The following is a 14,837-nucleotide window of genomic DNA, read 5'->3' as shown; positions in this document are numbered from 1 at the left end:
TTGCTATAATACAGTCAGTTTAAACGGAAAGTAGGAAAGCTTATGACCCCTAATCGTTCGTCAGATTCTTGCACCACCATTCTAGTCGGAAAAGATGCCAGTTATGATGGTTCAACAATTGTAGCTCGCACGGAAGACTCTCAAAATGGAGTGTTTACCCCGAAGAAATTTATCGTCGTTCAACCGGAGGATCAACCCCGTCATTATCGGTCAGTCTTATCTCGTTTTGAGATAGACCTGCCCGACAATCCTGTTCGTTACACAGCAGTTCCGGATGCCATTCCAAAAGATGGTATCTGGGGAGAAGCGGGGATTAATCGTTACAATGTAGCCATGAGTGAGACAGAGACCATTACGACCAATAGCCGAGTCTTGGGGGCGGATCCTCTGGTGGAAAGTGGCATTGGGGAGGAAGATATGCTGACCTTAGTTCTTCCTTATGTCCAGACTGCTCGCGAGGGCGTACTACGCTTGGGGAAACTCCTAGAGGAATACGGGACTTATGAGTCTAATGGAGTGGCTATCAGCGATGTCAATGAAATCTGGTGGTTGGAAACCATTGGAGGTCATCACTGGATGGCCCGCCGTGTACCTGACGATGCCTATGTGATCAATCCCAATCAATTGGGAAGTGATCGCTTTGAGTTTGATCGTCCGGAAGAGTTTTTATGTGATCCAGACTTGAAAGATTTCGTGGAACGTCACCACTTGGTCTTGGATTTCGATGGTTCGTCCTTTAACCCTCGTTATGCTTTTGGTAGCCAACGAGACAAGGACCGTCATTACAACACACCACGTGCTTGGGATATTCAACGTTTCCTCAACCCAGAAGTGGAGCAAGATCCTCGTTCCTTCTTCCTTCCTTGGTGCCAAAAACCTTATCGCAAGATTACGATTGAAGATGTCAAATATGTCCTTAGCAGTCACTATCAGGATTCAGCTTATGATCCCTATGGTTCAGAAGGAGATACTCATAGTCGTCGGACCTTCCGCACCATTGGTATCAACCGGACTAGCCAGACGGCTATTCTCCAATTGCGACCAAATCGTCCACAAGAAACAACCGGCATTCAATGGCTTTGCTATGGGTCTATGCCCTTCAATACGGCGGTTCCATTCTTTACCCAGGTCGATACGACACCGGATTATTTTGCCAACACGACAGAAAAAGTGACGACAGATTCCTTCTATTGGACCAATCGGATTATTGCTGGTCTGGCAGATGCCCACTATAGTCATCATGTTGGAGATTTAGAAGATTACCAAGAAAGCACTATGGCCCTTGGCCATGCCCGGATTGGACGAGTGGATCAAGCCTTGGCAGCAGGACAAACCGTTGATTTTGAAAGAGAAAATCAGGAAATGAGTGATCAGATTCAAGAAGCGACGGATCGCTTATTGGATAAGGTCTTGTTGGATGCTAGCAACCTGATGACCAACCATTTTTCTTTGAGTGATTAGTTGGGCTAAGTTGTGCTATTTCATGATGGTTTCTGAAAATATTGACCTGTTTTTCAAATTATGCTAAAATAGAACAAATTGAACATCATACCGGATGAAGTTTTTCAGAAGTAGGGCCTTCCTATGACTGTGAAATGGACGGAACTCTGGAGAGACCGTAAAGGCACCGAAGGGGCAAGGTAGAGCATTCTACTCAAACTCTCAGGTAAAAGGACAGAGCAAAAGATAGAAGCCTTTTTGGTTTTTATTTGGAGCACCAGAGTACATGTTTTGACATGTGCTCTTTCTTTTTCTCCTTGGATGATTGGATAGATGATGTGGAGGAAGTGGATGGCTATCCCTTTCTAAAGCTAGACAAATAATAAAAGGAGAAATAGATAAGGATGACAAATTGGTTGGCGTTTTTTAAACAAGTAGATAATGTGGTCTGGGGAGCTCCCCTTTTGATCCTCTTGGTGGGGACTGGGATTTATCTGAGCTTCCGCTTGGGCTTGTTGCAAGTTTTTCGTTTACCCCAAGCTTTTCGGCTCATTTTTACAGAAGATCAAGGAGAAGGGGATATCTCTAGCTTCGGAGCCTTGGCAACAGCCTTGGCAGCGACAGTTGGGACAGGAAATATTGTCGGAGTAGCGACAGCTATTCAGACAGGAGGTCCAGGTGCCCTCTTTTGGATGTGGATGGCAGCCTTCTTTGGGATGGCGACCAAGTATGCAGAAGGTTTGTTGGCCATTCGCTACCGAACCAAGGATGACAATGGTCATATTTCAGGAGGGCCCATGTACTATATTCTCCATGGGATGGGTGAAAAATGGCGTCCCCTTGCCATCTTCTTTGCCCTGGCAGGTGTCTTGGTGGCTCTCTTTGGGATTGGAACCATGACCCAGGTGAATGCCATTACGGGCGCTTTGAAGACTAGTTTTCAACTTTCCCCTCAAGTCGCTAGTCTGGTCATTGCAGGAATCGTTTCGGCTGTCATATTTGGGGGAATTCATTGGATTTCCAAGGTTTCCGAAAAGGTGGTTCCTTTTATGGCTGCAGCCTATATCTTCGCGACAGTTTATATTATTGTCTTGAATATGGACCAAGTGCCGACCGTTCTATCTCAAGTTTTCCAAGGTGCTTTTACAGGAACTGCGGCTATAGGTGGTTTTTCTGGAGCCTTGGTGAAAGAGGCGATTCAAAAAGGGGTGGCGCGTGGAGTGTTCTCTAATGAGTCAGGACTGGGATCGGCACCGATTGCAGCAGCTGCAGCGAAGACGGAAGAGCCAGTGGAACAAGGTTTGATTTCCATGACCGGGACCTTCATCGATACCATAATTATTTGTAGCCTAACTGGTCTAGCTATTTTAGTATCTGGCCAGTGGACAACAGTGGGGCAAGTTGGGAGTGATTTGACCCAACAGGTCTTTATCTCGACCTTTGGCCACATCGGTGGGATCATTCTGACTCTTTGTTTGGTCTTGTTTGCGACGACGACCATTTTGGGTTGGTCTTATTATGGTGAACGCTGTGTCGAATTTTTGGCGGGTGTCAAACTCATTCCCTATTACCGTCTTCTGTTTATCCTGATGGTGGGAGTAGGAGGCTTTCTTCAGTTAGAGTTGGTCTGGATCATTGCTGATATTGTGAATGGACTGATGGCCTTGCCGAATCTCATCGCCTTGTTAGCCTTATCGCCTATTGTTATAAAGGAAAGCAAACGATATTTTAAGAAAAAGAAATGAGGCTGGGACAAAAGTCCTAGCCTCACAATTGTTTTTGGATTATCGAGCAAGACGCAGTGGTTGAGTGGGCTCTACTACGCTGATTTCATCAGCTTTTACAACCCTACTCAACTGTGCGGAGGTGGGACGACGAAATCGAATTCTAACGAATTACCGATTTCTGTCCCACTCTCTTCTGACTTAATAGCGTTTTTCTTTGGGCCAATCTTTCATTTCAGAAATAGCTGTAAAGAGGACATCTGTTGATGAATTGAGAGCTGTTTCACAAGAATCTTGGATGACACCAATAATGAAGCCCACGCTGACTACTTGCATAGCAATATCATTGTCGATACCAAAGAGGCTGCAGGCGACAGGAATCAAGAGGAGGGAGCCACCGGCTACTCCAGAAGCCCCACAGGCTGAAACAGCTGCTACGACACTGAGGACCAGGGCAGTCCCAAAATCGACCTGGATGCCTAAGGTGTTGACAGCAGCTAGGGTCAAGGTATTAATGGTAACGGCAGCTCCGGCCATATTAATAGTAGATCCTAGAGGGATAGAGACCGAGTAAGTATCAGGATTGAGACCCAGTTCCTTACAGAGCTTCATATTGACAGGGATGTTAGCAGCAGAGCTTCTAGTAAAGAAGGCGGTCAATCCACTGACTCGTAGACATTTGAAGACGAGCGGATAAGGATTTTTGCGAATCATGATGTAGACAAAAATCGGGTTGATGACTAGAGCGACGAAGAACATGGTGCCAACCAAGAGAAGTAAGAGGAGGCCATAGCTTTTAAGTCCATCAAATCCTTGTCCTGCAATCGTTGTATAGACCAAGCCAAGAATCCCAAATGGCGCAAGGTTAATGATCCATTCGACAATCTTGGAAGTGATATCTGCCAGGGTTTGAAGGAGGTCCTTGCTGTGCTCACTAGCTTCTCTCATAGCAACACCAAAGACGACAGCCCAGGATAGAATCCCGATATAATTAGCCTGAATAAGGGCATTGAGGGGATTGTCCACGATTTTTAAGAGAAGGTTGCTGATGACTTCCCCTAATCCATCGGGAGAAGTTCCTTCAGCACTAGTTCCTGTTAAAGAAATGGTAATAGGAAAGAGATAGTTCACCAGGACCGCTACCAAGGCTGCCGCAAAAGTTCCCAGGAGGTAGAGGACAATGACTGATTTCATATTGGTTTGGGTTCCCTTTTGGTGCTGGGAGAGGGCGTTAGCGACAAGGGCGAAGACTAGAAGAGGAGCAATAGCCCGCAAGCCTCCTACAAAGATTTCCCCTAACAGACCAATTGCAGATGCTTTAGGAAGCAACAGAGCTAAAAGGGCTCCAACGAAGATTCCGATTGCAATCCGCTTCATCAGGTTGGTTTTGTTCCAAGTTTGAATGAGTCGTTTGACCATAAGGACCTCCTTTATTGAAAGTTTACCGTCCATTATACGATAGATAAGTTTGAAAATCAAGGTGAGTATAAGAGGAGGTTAGTGGTTCTAAAGGCTAAAATCTGATATAATCAAACCATTAGAAAAAGAGAAGGAGATTGATAGAAGGTATGAAGAATATTTTTTCCCGCTATGTCAGTCAGTTTGATTGGACCAAGATCATGGATGAATTGGTTTTAAAATTGATTTCGTTAGCTATTTTATTTGTTTTATTTTTTCTTGCAAAAAAACTGCTCCATAGTTTGGTGAAACGCATCTTGAAGCCGTCTCTGAATTATGTAGGCCAAGATGAAGCGCGTAAGAATACCATCTTGCGATTGGTAGAGAGTTTGTTGAATTACTGCCTCTATTTTATCCTGATCTACTGGATTCTTTCTATCTTGGGCTTACCAGTCTCCAGTCTCTTAGCAGGTGCAGGAATTGCCGGAGTTGCCATTGGGTTAGGAGCACAGGGCTTCCTATCAGACTTGGTCAATGGGTTCTTTATTCTTCTGGAACGTCAGATAGACGTCGGAGATACCGTTCGTTTGACCAATGGTCCGATTACCATCGCTGGAACCGTCTCTAGTGTGGGCATTCGGACGACCCAGGTGCGAGACGCAGATGGGACCTTGCATTATGTACCCAATCGCAATATTATGGTTGTCAGCAATCTCTCTCGGGGGAACCAGCGCGTCCTCATCGATATGCCAATTTCAGCTCAAACTGACCTAGACAAGATCTATCAAATCTTCCAGCAGGTCAACGATGAGCAAGCCCAGAAGCATCCAGAAATCTTAGATGGTCCAACGATTTTAGGCCCTCAAATCGAAAAGGGAACAGGCCGTTATTCCTTCCGCGTCGCCATGATGGTCCAATCGGGAAGCCAAGTGGCCATTTACCATCTTTATTACAAACTATATCATGATGCCCTCTTACAAAATGGCATCGAGATTCCAACCACTTTCTCTGTCACACCCTAACAAAAAAAGACCCATGGGTCTTTTTTTAGAATGTAGACAAACTTTTCAACTTAAAATAGCTAGATAATGCTTAAAAAATAATTTCTATTACTTTGAATCTTTTAAGTAGATATGAAACTTTCCGCCGTGAAAAAAAGTGCTTGAAATACAGTGATTTCAAGCACTCGGAATTATTGAGACCTTAGGCTCAATAATTAGTCATGGAACTTCGTAGAAGTTCGCTGGCGTCCGTACTCACCTAAGGAAAGTTTTTAAAAATACTTTTTTCTTATTCTAAAATGAGCATACCATCTTTGACAGCGAAAGGATCCTTCGGATTGATCCGATCGTAGAACATAACGCCATTGATGTGGTCGATTTCGTGTTGGACCACAATGGAGTTGTAACCTTTGAGTTTGATACGGTGCTTTTCTCCGGTCTTGTCATAGTAGTCTACCGTTACACGCGCGTGGCGAACCACATAACCAGGAACGTTGCGGTCTACAGAGAGACACCCTTCGCCATCTCCTAGAGCCGCATCTTGGACTGAGTGGGAGACAATTTTAGGATTGTACATGACTTCTTGGATGGAGTAGGCTTCTTTTGGAGGATTTCCTTCTTCGTCCTCTGGATTTGGGACGAGAACGGCAATGATGCGCTTAGAAATGTCCAACTGAGGGGCAGCGAGTCCAACTCCACCTCGAAGGCCTAATTTTTCTGCCATGACAGGATCCTGCGAATGGTGCAAGAACTGCATCATTTTTTCCCCTAGGATGATCTCTTGATCTGACAGTGGGAAAGTGACCTCTTCAGCGATAGCACGTAAAGTTGGGTGGCCTTCGCGGATAATATCATTCATATCAATTAGATGGGCAGCTTTTGTAATGGTTTCGATTGCAGACATGTTCTCATTCACTCCTTTTTTCTAGAAACCATCATATCATAAATCCTTTTAGAATGAAAGTTTGCCAATTGATTGATGGGTGCTAATGGACCAGACGGACTGTAAACTAGAAAAGGAAAGAATCCTAGTCCGGTTCATGGTATAATGATAAGAAGAATGAAGGAGACAAGCATGCGTCTAGATAAATATTTAGTGGACTGTGGAGTGGGAAGTCGGACAGAAGTCAAGCAAGTCCTCAAGCAAAAAAAGATTCAGGTCAATGGAAAGGTGGAAACCTCTGCCAAGGTCCATATTGATCCAGATAAGGATCGAGTGACCTATCTGGGAGAAAGTTTATTCCATGAAGAGTTTGTTTACTATCTGCTCAATAAACCCAAAGGGGTCATTTCAGCAACGGAAGATGACCACCATCAAACAGTCTTAGATTTGTTAGATGACACGGCCAGACACAAGGAAGTCTTTCCAGTTGGACGGCTAGATATCGATACCCATGGCTTACTCCTCTTGACCAATAATGGTAAGTTGGCTCATGCCATGCTATCGCCTAAGAAACATGTGGACAAGGTCTACCGTGCCCAAGTAGCTGGCATCATGACCCAGGAAGATGTCGTCCGCTTCAAAGAAGGAATAGAATTGAAGGATTTCACCACATTGCCAGCGGAGTTGGAAATGTTGGAGGTCTATCAAGAAGCTAATAGTTGCTTGGTTCAGATTCGCATCGCTGAAGGCAAATTCCACCAGGTCAAGCGCATGGTCGCAGCTTGTGGCAAAGAAGTCACCGATCTCGAGCGGATTTCCATGGGGCCATTGAGCTTGGATCCTAGTCTCGAATTGGGGGAGTGGCGTAGGCTCCAGCCTTCTGAATTGGCATCTTTAGAGATCTTTGGAATTCCATTATAAACAAACGGAAAGCTAGCAACCTGAGGAAACAGGGAGTTAGTTTTTTATTTGTGTCAAAAAAATGGATGTTACGGACAAAAAATATATAAAATTGCTTGTACTATCAAAGCAAATCAATTATAATGAGAAAAGATAGGTTTTGTAAAAATCTGTAATAGGTAATGGTCTTCATTCCTGCTTGGACTTATCTAGTAAACGTAAAAAAGGAGAAAAATCGTTTATGAAAAAGTGGCTCTATGCTGTTGTGACAACAGTTGCCTTGTTTTTATTAGCAGCTTTAGGATTTGCTAAACCCAATGGGCTTACTAAAGTACATGCTGATACGATTAATGATGTTGTAAGCTCAGTGAACATCTCTAAATCGACTGGCGGTGACTTAACAGAACCACTCGGTGTTTGGGAAAGTTTTAATGTTGAAGCAAACTTTGTTTTACCGAACGGTCGTGTAAAAGCAGGCGATCAGACAGTTATCCAACTTGGAGATGGTTTTAAGGTTTTTGAAACAGATACCATAGACCTATTGGATCCAAGTGGTCAAAAAGTTGCAACTGCGACAGTAGATGATCAACGAAAAATCATCACGGTGACCTATACAGACTATCCTGAAAAAATGGCCAATGTAACAGGGAAATTGCGTTTCTTTGCTCGTGTGGACCACTCCGTGATTAAGGGAAATACAACACTTGATTTTACACTTTCAGTTGATAAAACAGTCATTTCAGGTGGAAAGGTTGAATATAAAGGAGTCAATCCAGGTGAGTATCCTCCCACTCCAGAGGTCTTTAGCAAATGGGGCTGGACCAACTCAGGCGATAAATTGAAATTGACTTATACCTTGAACATCAACCAAGGTCACACTGCCCTCCATAATATTGATATTAAGGACCAATTGGCCTTTACAGATGGAAAAATCAAGGTAGATTCTGTTAACATTCATACAGGAACTTGGAAAATCAGTGACGAAGATGGTGCCTATCATTTACGGGATACCACAAATGTGACCAAGAATTATTCTCCGGTTGTCAGTGAGGACGGTCGTTCACTAACCGTTCATATCGGGGATCTAGCTCCTGAGCAAGGGATGACCATTCGTTATGATGTGTATTTGGATAAGGTTCCAGCCATCAACACAGAATATAAAAACAATGCAACGATGACTGCCACAGAAGTCAAAGAGCAACATAAAGAAGCAGATATTCTATATCAATTCCTTGAAGGAGACTTCAATGGTGAGAAATATTCATTCACCATTCATAAAAAAGGAGAAAATGGTCAAGCTCTTGCAGGTGCTGTCTTTACTGTGACAGCAGATGAAACTGGTGAGCAAGTCGGATCGTTCACCACAGATGAGAACGGCACAGGAACCATTACTGGTTTGACCAAGCGTGCTTATACTATTCAAGAGACTCAAGCTCCAAAAGGGTATGTGATTTCTCAAGAGCCTATCAAACTCAGTCTGGAAGATTTTGGAAATGAGATTGCAATTTCCCGTGATGTCATTAACCAAAAAGAAAAAACTAGCGTTTCTGGTCAAAAAACCTGGAATGACGAGGACAACAAAGATGGAAAACGCCCATCAGCCATCACCGTTAATCTCTTAGCAAATGGTGTCAAAGTAGCTTCTAAAGAAGTGAAGCCAGATGCAGAAGGAAATTGGCTCTATCAGTTTGACAATCTTGATGTTGTTGACGATGCTGGTAATCTCATTGCCTACACAGTTTCAGAAGAACCAGTTGCAGGATATGAAGCAGCTGTTGAAGGAACGAATATTATTAATAGCCGTACACCAGAAGTGACAGAAGTAGTTGTCAAGAAAGTCTGGGATGATAAGGAAAATAAAGATGGCCTTCGACCAGAGAAGGTAACAGTCCGTCTGCTTGCAGATGGTCAAGAAGTGGCCGTAAAAGAAATCACTGCTACTGACAATTGGCAGACAAGCTTTACGGAACTACCAGTATACAAGGAAGGCAAGAAGATTGCCTACACGATTACAGAGGATCCAGTAGCGGGGTATACCGCTACTATCGATGGTTTCACGGTAACCAACCGTCATACACCACCGACAACCCCACCAGGTACGCCTCCAACTCCACCGTCTACGACTACACCGCCACCACCATCAACAACACCATCTACGACTCCATCGACAACCACACCAAGCACATCAGAGAAACCAGAAACTCCAACCACACCAACAGAAGGAAAGAGAAAAATTCTTCCATCAACTGGTGAAGCTACTTCTTATGGCTTGTTCGGAGCAAGTGCTCTGTTAGCTCTTGTTGGTGCAGCGATGCTCTTAAGTGGTAAACGGAAAGCTGACTAACAACTACAATGGAAATAAATTGAGAGTGGGACAGAAATCGGTAATTCGTTAGAATTCGATTTCGTCGTCCCACCTCCGCACAGTTGAGTAGGGCTGTAAAAGCTGATGAAATCAGCGTAGTAGAGCCCACTCAACCACTGCGTCTTGCTCGATAATCCAGAGACAATTGAGAGGCTAGGGCTTTTGTCCCAGCTTCTTTTTTCTGTTAAAGGACTTCTAGAATACATGATTCAAAAGATTCATATTAATGTCTTTTTAAGGGAGCATAAGTGTTTGACAGAAAGATGAAATCTTGGTAGAATGAATAGGTCGAATAGACAACTAACTCTTTCTTGGTAGCAGGCTATGCCAAACCTGCCACTCGGATAGAGCATAAAGAAAAGGAGCTTATCATGGCAATCTCAAAAGAGAAAAAAAATGAAATCATTGCACAATACGCACGTCACGAAGGTGACACTGGTTCAGTAGAGGTTCAAGTTGCTGTCCTTACTTGGGAAATCAACCACTTGAACGACCATATCAAACAACACAAAAAAGACCACGCTACTTACCGTGGTTTGATGAAGAAAATCGGTCGCCGTCGTAACTTGTTGGCTTACCTTCGTAAGAACGACGTTAACCGTTACCGTGAGTTGATCAACTCTCTTGGACTTCGTCGTTAATCTTGCGTCTAAAACGTTTCTATACTTCGTTGACTTCGCCTCGATGTACCATCAGTACAATCTTCGGCTCGGCGCCTTGTCTAGAAACGTTTTATCCAGCAAGAATGGAGCCTTCTGAATTCAGAGGGCTTTTTTATTGCTTTTTTTCGGACAAGATTCATTATTCTGAGTAAGTCGTTTTGTTTGACAGATGTAACGAACAGAGTTACAATGGATACATCTTAAGAAATAGAGGTTATCGATATGATTGATATTACATATCTAGATGGTGCAAAACAAGAAAGAGTCATGCATTTTGATTCCTATGAAGAATTTGAACGCTCCCAACAGACCTGCTTGATAGGTGTAGCGGATTACTATCCCGTACAAAAATTGACCTATAATGGGCACGAACTCGATTACCATGGAACTTACGGAGATGTCTTCTTCTATTTGATGAAGCAAGACCTGGAACAATACAAAAACTAAAGGAGAAAAACAATGGCAAAAGCAATTACAGACGCAACATTTGAAGCAGAAACGAAAGAAGGATTGGTCTTGGTAGACTTCTGGGCGACCTGGTGTGGTCCATGTCGTATGCAAGGTCCAATCTTGGACAAATTGTCTGAAGAACTTTCAGAAGATGTCTTGAAAATTGTTAAAATGGACGTTGACGAAAATCCAAATACAGCGCGTGCTTTCGGCATTATGTCTATCCCTACTCTTCTTTTCAAAAAAGATGGACAAGTGGTTAAACAGGTTGCTGGTGTTCACACTGCAGAACAAATCAAGGCTATTATGGCTGAATTGAGTTAATATCCTAAGCACTTCCATTGGTAAAATAGGAGTGCTTTTTTATATCCAAAGAAAGAGCCCTGTCCTTTTATATGAGGAGCAAGGCTCTTTTATCTTCAATAATCTTTTCACGAAAAGTGACTTAGAATATTTTGGAGAGTTTAACTTTCACTATCAACAGTTAGTATTGAAAAGATTGAATGGCCACTTTTAACTCATCTTGTAAAAAGTTTCTTTGGTCAAGTTGAATATAGACTTCTAACAGACAGGATCTAAGGTTGGAAAATTTATAAAAATCTTCCCTTTCTTCTATTGGAAAGTCAAGCGTCTTTATCCAAGAAGCTACTTGTTCTTGCTCGATTTTTCCTTGCAAAATAGGTTCATAGAGCACTCTAGCTAAACGCCAATCCTCATCATCGGTAAAACGAATTGAAATTCTTCTAAAGACTTGGCCAAGTATGTTCAATCCTTCATGAACTTTGTCATTAGGAAAGTCTGGATGACAAACTACTTCTGTCAAAAGATCAGCTCCATGCGCAACAGCGTGAACCCAGCCATACTGGCTGGAAAAACCTGTTGTATCCTTTTCTTTTAAAAGATAATGTAAACCTTGATTTAAAATGACATTGCGAATTTCAGCTTTTAATCCCTTATGAAAAATCGAATGTTGGTTGGCATCTGCAGTCAAGAGATTGGCATAGATAAGTGCTCTAAAAGAACGCTCAAGTGTTGATAACCCAATCTTATCAATCTCTTTTTCTACTCCTTTATCGGACAAAATCGTCTCAGCAATGAAATGAAATTGTTCCTGTGTAAACAGTTCTTCTTGAATCCCTCTAGCCAAGCTGGTAAAAACGAGATCATCGCGAATTTCGGGCGAGGGATCTCCCAAATGTTCTAGCAACCACTGGATTTCTTCTTGACGATAGCTTGGTTTTTCTTCTGTTATTTTTCTAAGTAATTCTTGATACATGGTCAAAACCTCTACATTTTTAGCAACTTGATATAATCCAGACCCCAGTTCTCCACAGCATCTAAGACAACTTTGAATTCCTGCCCTATTTCGGTTAAGCTGTACTCAACTCGTGGGGGAACTTCCGCATAGACCTTTCGTTGAATAATCTTATCCTTTTCTAATTGACGGAGATGACGTGTCAAAATAGTTTGAGTAATCCCAGGCAATAATCTTTGCAATTCTTTAAATCGTTTAGTACCCGTACTCAACTGATAAATGATTACCAGTGCCCATTTCCCTGTTAAAACCCTCTGCGTTGTCGCAAATGGACAAATACCATACTCACTCACTTTATTTGGCATAAAATATCTTCTTTCTATTTTTAAAAAAATTTATCTTTTAGTATCAACAATAGTACTACTTTTGATACCAGCTATCGAAAAAGTGTCTACTTGTTTTTTCGATTGTAACTGTTAAAATTATATCATAAAAAAGAAATGGAGAATAGATATGTCAACAAACTTAGAAATTTTCAATACTTATAACCAAGCTTTAATTGCTGGTGATTTTCCTGGTGTCTTTGAAACGATGGCAGACGATATTGTCTGGCATCAACCTGGTACTCATAGTATATCTGGTACAGTTGTTGGTAAGGACCAACTAGGATCTCACCTAGCTACATTTGCTGAGAAAACTAATGGAACCTTTAAGGTGATAACAAATTGGGTTTCTGATAATAAGGATTTTGTCGCAGCTAATGTTACTTTTCTTGGAACACGGGCTGATGGTACTGAACTCAATATGAACGGGATTGATCTCTTCCGTATTGAAGACGGGAAAATCAAAGAAGTTTGGCTGTTCTCTTCAGATCAAGCTGAAGAAGATAGCTTTTGGGGATAAGCAAAACAGATTGGAAAACTCCAATCTGTTTTTGCTTATACTCATAACTCAGCACTGTAGGCGATAATCTGATCAACCGTATCAGACAAGAACTGAATCGTATCCCGAAGTGGTTTGTCTGTTGAAATATCTGCTCCGATAATCATGGCTGACTCCAGTGGTGTCTTGCTACCACCTGATTTGAGAAGGTCTAGCCAATCTTTGGCTCCGTTTTCGGAGTTCTTCAGATGCAGGTAACCAGCGGTTGAGATAACTAGGCCAGCTGAGTAGGTGTAGCTGTATAGTCCCATGTAGTAGTGGCTTTGGCGCATCCATGTTAGAGCTGCATTGTCATCGATTTCAACAGCGTCTCCCCAGAATTCGGTCAAGACTTCCTTCATGATGCTGTTGAGCTTGCTAGCGCCGAAGGTTCCACCTTCTTCAATCAGGGTGTAGACCTTGCGTTGGAAAGCCGCTTCCAGCAAGTGGGTGATGAAGTTGTGGAAGTAGGTATCTGTCAAGCGGTGAGCTAGGGCAAAGCGTTTTTGACGAGGGTCGTCAAACTGGTGTTCCAAATAGTCGCTGAGGAGGAGCTCGTTAAAGGTAGAAGGAGCTTCTACATAGTAGGTCGACATGTGGGCGTTGAAGTAGCTTTGGTTGTTATCTGAGAAGATGAATTGACCAGAGTGTCCAATCTCGTGGATCAGGGTATAAACATCGCTCATTCGTCCTGTCCAACTCATCAGGACATAAGGATGGACGCGATAAGGGTCAGCTGCATATCCACCTGAATCCTTGCCTTCATTGGCCGCAAAGTCGACCCAACGTTCGGTTTGGTAGCGGGCAATTTCGCGAGAATATTCTTCGCCAAGAGGTGTCACAGATTTCATGACCAAGTCATAAGCGTCATCAATGGTCACATCAGGGTTGAGCGCACTGTCCAAGTCCAACTTCCAATCAGCAAAGGTCATTTTTTCAAGGCCGTTGACCTTGGTCACGTGTTTGAGGAATTTTTGAGCGACTGGAGCGAAGTCCTTCATGATCAGGTCAATCTGACGGTCAAACATGGCACGATCCACTTCCTGCTCAGCCAAGAGATAGTCAAAGACAGAGTCGTAGCCTCGCATATCTGCGATTAGTTTTTCAGATTTGACTTGGGCTAGATAGGTAGCAGCAGCCGTGTTTTGGTGCTTGCGGAGACCTTCTGAGAAGGAACGAAAGGCTTTTTCACGGACTTCTGCATTCTCATGGTTTTGGTAGAAGTTTTCATAGGTGACAAAGCTATTCTTGTAAACTTTTCCATCTACTTCAAAATCAGCCATTTCAAAGTCACCTGCCCGCATCTTGGTATAGATGTCTTGCGGTCCGTAGAAGACTTCACCGAGATTGGTCAAAGTCTTTTCCACGTCAGCTCCCAAGTAGTGAGCTTTTTTGATCTTGGCTTGGCGAATAGCAGAAGTGAGGTGAGGCAATTGTCCGAGACGTTCAAGGACTTCTTCATCCGCTTCGACTAAGGCATCATCAAAAAAAGAGAGTTCGACGCTGGCCCAAGTTTCGAAATCCATCCCCGCTTGGGCAATTTCTGCAAAAGCTTCATCGCCAAAGTCCGTCGTTTGGGGCATAAAGCTGTAGTTACCAATGTGGCTGAGTTGGATCTGAATTTGTTCAAAGATGGCAAAGGCAGCTTCAAAGTCTTCAAAAGTGTGGAGCTTGCCCTTGTAGTTACGGACGAATTCATTAATTTCCTCGCGAGTCTTTTCGATGGCACGCAAGAAGTCTTCCTGGTCTTGATAGAGGGCTGTGAGGTCCCAGAGTTCGTTCTCAGGAAATTCAGAACGTTTTTTTAATTCCATAGTGTTCTCCTTTTGATCAATTGG

General features: G+C 43.0%; 14 protein-coding genes and 1 riboswitch. Of the genes, 9 read left to right on the top strand and 5 right to left on the bottom strand.

What is annotated here, in order from left to right; translation table 11 throughout:
* Nucleotides 1–42: 42 nt before the first annotated feature.
* Nucleotides 43–1,461, top strand: coding sequence for a C69 family dipeptidase (locus I2D56_RS00645; RefSeq protein ID WP_195347747.1), 1,419 nt, complete (start codon nt 43–45; stop codon nt 1,459–1,461).
* Nucleotides 1,462–1,597: 136 nt separating this feature from the next.
* Nucleotides 1,598–1,688: riboswitch (glycine riboswitch) on the top strand.
* 156 nt (nt 1,689–1,844) lie between these two features.
* Complete coding sequence (locus I2D56_RS00640; RefSeq protein WP_061564401.1) at nt 1,845–3,185, top strand: alanine/glycine:cation symporter family protein; 1,341 nt, start codon at nt 1,845–1,847, stop codon at nt 3,183–3,185.
* A 180-nt stretch (nt 3,186–3,365) separates the two neighbouring features.
* Here the strand turns inward: I2D56_RS00640 and sstT are convergent, their stop codons facing one another.
* Complete coding sequence (gene sstT, locus I2D56_RS00635; protein WP_195347746.1) at nt 3,366–4,583, bottom strand: serine/threonine transporter SstT; 1,218 nt, start codon at nt 4,581–4,583, stop codon at nt 3,366–3,368.
* Nucleotides 4,584–4,732: 149 nt separating this feature from the next.
* Between sstT and I2D56_RS00630 the strand changes: the two genes are divergently transcribed.
* Nucleotides 4,733–5,584: a mechanosensitive ion channel family protein gene (locus I2D56_RS00630; protein ID WP_195347745.1), complete on the top strand. Its 852-nt coding sequence runs from the start codon at nt 4,733–4,735 to the stop codon at nt 5,582–5,584.
* 268 nt (nt 5,585–5,852) lie between these two features.
* Here the strand turns inward: I2D56_RS00630 and def are convergent, their stop codons facing one another.
* The gene (def, locus tag I2D56_RS00625) at nt 5,853–6,467 is read right to left on the bottom strand and encodes a peptide deformylase (RefSeq protein ID WP_006595579.1); all 615 of its coding nucleotides are present in this window, start codon (nt 6,465–6,467) and stop codon (nt 5,853–5,855) included.
* 171 nt (nt 6,468–6,638) lie between these two features.
* On the opposite strand from def, the gene I2D56_RS00620 reads away from it, so the two are divergent.
* The 5 genes from I2D56_RS00620 (at nt 6,639) to trxA (ending at nt 11,147) form a co-directional block, all read left to right on the top strand.
* Entirely contained in the window at nt 6,639–7,367 is a 729-nt protein-coding gene (locus I2D56_RS00620; protein WP_195347744.1) for a pseudouridine synthase, read from the top strand.
* Between the two features lie 220 nt (nt 7,368–7,587).
* A complete protein-coding gene (locus I2D56_RS00615) occupies nt 7,588–9,690 on the top strand; it encodes a Cna B-type domain-containing protein (protein ID WP_195347743.1) in 2,103 nt (700 codons plus the stop codon).
* Nucleotides 9,691–10,082: 392 nt separating this feature from the next.
* Complete coding sequence (gene rpsO / locus I2D56_RS00610; protein ID WP_004193424.1) at nt 10,083–10,352, top strand: 30S ribosomal protein S15; 270 nt, start codon at nt 10,083–10,085, stop codon at nt 10,350–10,352.
* Nucleotides 10,353–10,595: 243 nt separating this feature from the next.
* On the top strand, nt 10,596–10,820 hold the full coding sequence (locus tag I2D56_RS00605; RefSeq protein ID WP_195347742.1) for a DUF4649 family protein: 225 nt from the start codon (nt 10,596–10,598) through the stop codon (nt 10,818–10,820).
* Nucleotides 10,821–10,832: 12 nt separating this feature from the next.
* Entirely contained in the window at nt 10,833–11,147 is a 315-nt protein-coding gene (gene trxA, locus I2D56_RS00600; RefSeq protein WP_195347741.1) for a thioredoxin, read from the top strand.
* 160 nt (nt 11,148–11,307) lie between these two features.
* On the opposite strand, the gene I2D56_RS00595 is transcribed toward trxA, so the two are convergent.
* Both I2D56_RS00595 and I2D56_RS00590 read right to left on the bottom strand, forming a co-directional pair.
* Nucleotides 11,308–12,099, bottom strand: a complete 792-nt coding sequence (locus tag I2D56_RS00595; protein ID WP_195347740.1) for a DUF2785 domain-containing protein — start codon at nt 12,097–12,099, stop codon at nt 11,308–11,310.
* A gap of 11 nt (nt 12,100–12,110) precedes the next feature.
* Nucleotides 12,111–12,443: a winged helix-turn-helix transcriptional regulator gene (locus tag I2D56_RS00590; RefSeq protein WP_006595586.1), complete on the bottom strand. Its 333-nt coding sequence runs from the start codon at nt 12,441–12,443 to the stop codon at nt 12,111–12,113.
* A 148-nt stretch (nt 12,444–12,591) separates the two neighbouring features.
* Here I2D56_RS00590 and I2D56_RS00585 point away from each other — a divergent pair, with 148 nt between their 5' ends.
* The gene (locus tag I2D56_RS00585) at nt 12,592–12,981 is read left to right on the top strand and encodes a nuclear transport factor 2 family protein (protein WP_070465139.1); all 390 of its coding nucleotides are present in this window, start codon (nt 12,592–12,594) and stop codon (nt 12,979–12,981) included.
* A 41-nt stretch (nt 12,982–13,022) separates the two neighbouring features.
* Here I2D56_RS00585 and pepF read toward each other — a convergent pair whose 3' ends face one another.
* Nucleotides 13,023–14,813, bottom strand: coding sequence for an oligoendopeptidase F (gene pepF / locus I2D56_RS00580; protein ID WP_195347739.1), 1,791 nt, complete (start codon nt 14,811–14,813; stop codon nt 13,023–13,025).
* Nucleotides 14,814–14,837: the final 24 nt, after the last annotated feature.

It is taken from the genome of Streptococcus australis (assembly GCF_015553625.1).
GTDB lineage: Bacteria > Bacillota > Bacilli > Lactobacillales > Streptococcaceae > Streptococcus > Streptococcus australis_B.
Note: the sequence above shows the minus strand (reverse complement) of the source record. Positions and strands in the feature narration are given on the sequence as shown.

What these genes read in the sequence shown, in the direction of transcription:
- I2D56_RS00645 (WP_195347747.1), top strand. Translation starts at nt 43, where the DNA reads ATGACCCCTAATCGTTCGTCAGATTCTTGCACCACCATTCTAGTCGGA.
- I2D56_RS00640 (WP_061564401.1), top strand. Translation starts at nt 1,845, where the DNA reads ATGACAAATTGGTTGGCGTTTTTTAAACAAGTAGATAATGTGGTCTGG.
- sstT (WP_195347746.1), bottom strand. Translation starts at nt 4,583, where the DNA reads ATGGTCAAACGACTCATTCAAACTTGGAACAAAACCAACCTGATGAAG.
- I2D56_RS00630 (WP_195347745.1), top strand. Translation starts at nt 4,733, where the DNA reads ATGAAGAATATTTTTTCCCGCTATGTCAGTCAGTTTGATTGGACCAAG.
- def (WP_006595579.1), bottom strand. Translation starts at nt 6,467, where the DNA reads ATGTCTGCAATCGAAACCATTACAAAAGCTGCCCATCTAATTGATATG.
- I2D56_RS00620 (WP_195347744.1), top strand. Translation starts at nt 6,639, where the DNA reads ATGCGTCTAGATAAATATTTAGTGGACTGTGGAGTGGGAAGTCGGACA.
- I2D56_RS00615 (WP_195347743.1), top strand. Translation starts at nt 7,588, where the DNA reads ATGAAAAAGTGGCTCTATGCTGTTGTGACAACAGTTGCCTTGTTTTTA.
- rpsO (WP_004193424.1), top strand. Translation starts at nt 10,083, where the DNA reads ATGGCAATCTCAAAAGAGAAAAAAAATGAAATCATTGCACAATACGCA.
- I2D56_RS00605 (WP_195347742.1), top strand. Translation starts at nt 10,596, where the DNA reads ATGATTGATATTACATATCTAGATGGTGCAAAACAAGAAAGAGTCATG.
- trxA (WP_195347741.1), top strand. Translation starts at nt 10,833, where the DNA reads ATGGCAAAAGCAATTACAGACGCAACATTTGAAGCAGAAACGAAAGAA.
- I2D56_RS00595 (WP_195347740.1), bottom strand. Translation starts at nt 12,099, where the DNA reads ATGTATCAAGAATTACTTAGAAAAATAACAGAAGAAAAACCAAGCTAT.
- I2D56_RS00590 (WP_006595586.1), bottom strand. Translation starts at nt 12,443, where the DNA reads ATGCCAAATAAAGTGAGTGAGTATGGTATTTGTCCATTTGCGACAACG.
- I2D56_RS00585 (WP_070465139.1), top strand. Translation starts at nt 12,592, where the DNA reads ATGTCAACAAACTTAGAAATTTTCAATACTTATAACCAAGCTTTAATT.
- pepF (WP_195347739.1), bottom strand. Translation starts at nt 14,813, where the DNA reads ATGGAATTAAAAAAACGTTCTGAATTTCCTGAGAACGAACTCTGGGAC.